This is a genomic window from Candidatus Allofontibacter sp. (assembly GCF_038145245.1).
In the GTDB taxonomy this organism is placed as follows: Bacteria; Pseudomonadota; Alphaproteobacteria; order Pelagibacterales; family Pelagibacteraceae; genus Fontibacterium.
In genome coordinates this window covers 1-2,346 of record NZ_JAYQPI010000064.1, presented here as the reverse complement: position 1 = coordinate 2,346, position 2,346 = coordinate 1, and the positions used below count along the sequence as shown (strand labels likewise).

Here is a 2,346-nt window from a genome sequence, read left to right as displayed (position 1 = left end):
TTCTTTAGTATGGAATAGTGGAATTGGTTTTGGAATTTTGCAGATTGAACCTAATATTTTTTATTCAATTATTTCAACCATTATAGCTGCTATTAATTTAATTTTAATTTATTGGATGTTAACTACACCAAATTATTTAGAATCCGTATTTATTTCTATAATTTTAGGAGGAGCGCTAGGAAATTTATTTGACCGATATTATTATAGTTCTGTTCCAGACTTTATAGATTTTCATTATGAGAGTTTTCACTGGTTTACCTTTAATATTGCTGATATTTTTATCACTATTGGTATTATCGGTTTAATAATAATTGATCTATTTAAAATAAAGAAAACATGAAAAAAGTTATACATTTATTTGCTTTATTTTTATTATTAAGCTCATGTGAAAGTGTTCAAAAAGGATTGGGTATGAAAAAAGATACCCCTGATGAATTTTTAATTGAAAAAAGAAATCCTTTAACTATGCCACCCAATTTCGATTTGTTACCACCGGATTCCGTGAATCAAAATAATCAAAAAGATGAGAAAGATAATTTAAAAGATATTTTCAATAAGAATCTTGGAAAAGATAAAAAAAATACAGAAATTAACAAAGGAACTGACTCCGGATCTTTAGAAAAAAGCATTCTTGAAAAAATAAAATAAATTGATGAAAATTAATACTATCAATTTTTTGAAAAATAATTCAAAGTTTTATAAAAATAATTTAAGAAAATGCTCTGAGATATTAAAAGATTTACTTAATAATAAAGAAAATTTTTTCTTTAATACATTGTCTGAACAGTACCAGAGAAGTCTCTTTTTTAAAAAAAATAGTCTTAAAAAAAAATTACATAAAAATATTTTAATAGTAGGAATGGGTGGTTCTGTTCTTGGAGCTAAGATGCTTTCTTCTTTTTTTGGCCTTGATAAGAATTATTATTTTTTAGATAGTTTAAATAAATCTATGGTTAATGATTTTATTAAAAAAGATCTAAGTAAATTTTCCATATTTATTATATCTAAATCTGGAAAAACTTTAGAAACTTTAACAAATTGCAATATTATTTTAGATAATTTTAAAAAAAGAAAGAAAGATATATCTAAAAATTTTATAATTATTTCAGAGAAAAACACCATTCTATTTAATTTTGCAAAAAAAAATAATATTTTATTTTTTGAACACAATATAAATCTTAGTGGTCGGTATTCCGTTTTATCAGAAGCCGGTCTTTTAATGTTTAATCTTGATTACAAGAAAATTATTCAAGGTATCAATTCTGTTCTTAAAAAAAATTTAAAGAAAAATCTAATTAATAATGCAGCTACTTTATTAACTTTGATGACAAAATCTAAAGTAGATATACATGTCTCTCTTATTTATTCTCATAACTTGTTAAATTATGGTTATTGGCATCAACAATTATTGGCAGAAAGTATTGGTAAAAGAGGAAAGGATTTAACCCCAATTATATCAGAGTGTCCTAAAGACAATCATAGTATTATGCAGCTTTATTTAGATGGAAAGAGAAATAAATTTTTTACCTTTATTAAAACAATCAATAATAAAATTGATCAGCCAATAAAAGATTGCTTTAATCAAAAATTTAAAAAAAATACTTTAAATAAGATTGTTGATGCGCAATTTAACTCGACGATAAATGTTTTTAAAAAAAATTTAATACCATTTCGAGTATTGTTAATTGATCAGAAAAAGCCTATTCAAAGCTTTATTTCTTTACTTGTTTATTCAATGTTAGAAGCAGCAATTTTATGTAAAGCGCTAAATTTAAACCCTTTTGACCAACCAGCTGTGGAAACAATTAAAAAAGAGACTTATTCATTATTAAGTTAGATTTAGTTTTGCAAAGTAGATTTTAGAAATTCCATAAATCCTCTCCTCAATAATATCGAGTTCGTTATTTTTAATAACATTTTCAGAATTAGTATGAATAACTAATATATTTTTTTTATTAATAATCTTTTTTAAGTCATTAATTATATTATCAATATTTTTTATTTTAAAAGGTGGGTCTAAAAATATTAAATTAGGTTTAATTTGATTAAATAACTTATTATTATGAATTAAAGAAACGTCTTCATTAGTAGCAATAGCATTCGCGCTTAGTATATTTAAGGTATTAAGATTTCTTTTTAAAATGGAAAAAGCTTCAGGGTTTTTTTCAAAGAAAAATACTTTTTCAACCTCTCTGGATAAACATTCTAATCCAAAGGAACCTGAACCAGAAAAAAGATCTAGAACTGTCGAATTTTTAAATTCAAACTGAATTTTATTTGAGTGCTGTAATATATTGAATATACTCTCTTTGACTCTATCTCTTAGAGGTCTAGTAATTAATTTGC

Annotated in this window: 4 protein-coding genes; 3 read left to right on the top strand and 1 reads right to left on the bottom strand. The window is 23.6% G+C overall.

Annotated elements, in window-relative coordinates:
- The 3 genes from lspA to AC8IGH_RS05355 all read left to right on the top strand — a co-directional run.
- On the top strand, positions 1-340 hold a 340-nt coding region (gene lspA, locus AC8IGH_RS05365), incomplete at its 5' end, for a signal peptidase II (RefSeq protein WP_507419685.1).
- A complete protein-coding gene (locus AC8IGH_RS05360; RefSeq protein ID WP_507419684.1) occupies positions 337-648 on the top strand; it encodes a DUF3035 domain-containing protein in 312 nt (103 codons plus the stop codon). The genes lspA and AC8IGH_RS05360, both read left to right, overlap by 4 nt.
- Positions 649-652: 4 nt before the next feature.
- Positions 653-1,837: a phosphoglucose isomerase-related protein gene (locus tag AC8IGH_RS05355; RefSeq protein WP_507419683.1), complete on the top strand. Its 1,185-nt coding sequence runs from the start codon at positions 653-655 to the stop codon at positions 1,835-1,837.
- Here AC8IGH_RS05355 and rsmD read toward each other — a convergent pair.
- Positions 1,829-2,346, bottom strand: a 518-nt coding sequence (rsmD, locus tag AC8IGH_RS05350) for a 16S rRNA (guanine(966)-N(2))-methyltransferase RsmD (protein WP_507419682.1), incomplete at its 5' end; no start/stop codon positions are given. The two genes, AC8IGH_RS05355 and rsmD, sit on opposite strands and share 9 nt — an antisense overlap.

Coding starts and splice junctions, on each gene's coding strand:
- AC8IGH_RS05360 (WP_507419684.1), top strand. CDS start 337: ATGAAAAAAGTTATACATTTATTTGCTTTATTTTTATTATTAAGCTCA.
- AC8IGH_RS05355 (WP_507419683.1), top strand. CDS start 653: ATGAAAATTAATACTATCAATTTTTTGAAAAATAATTCAAAGTTTTAT.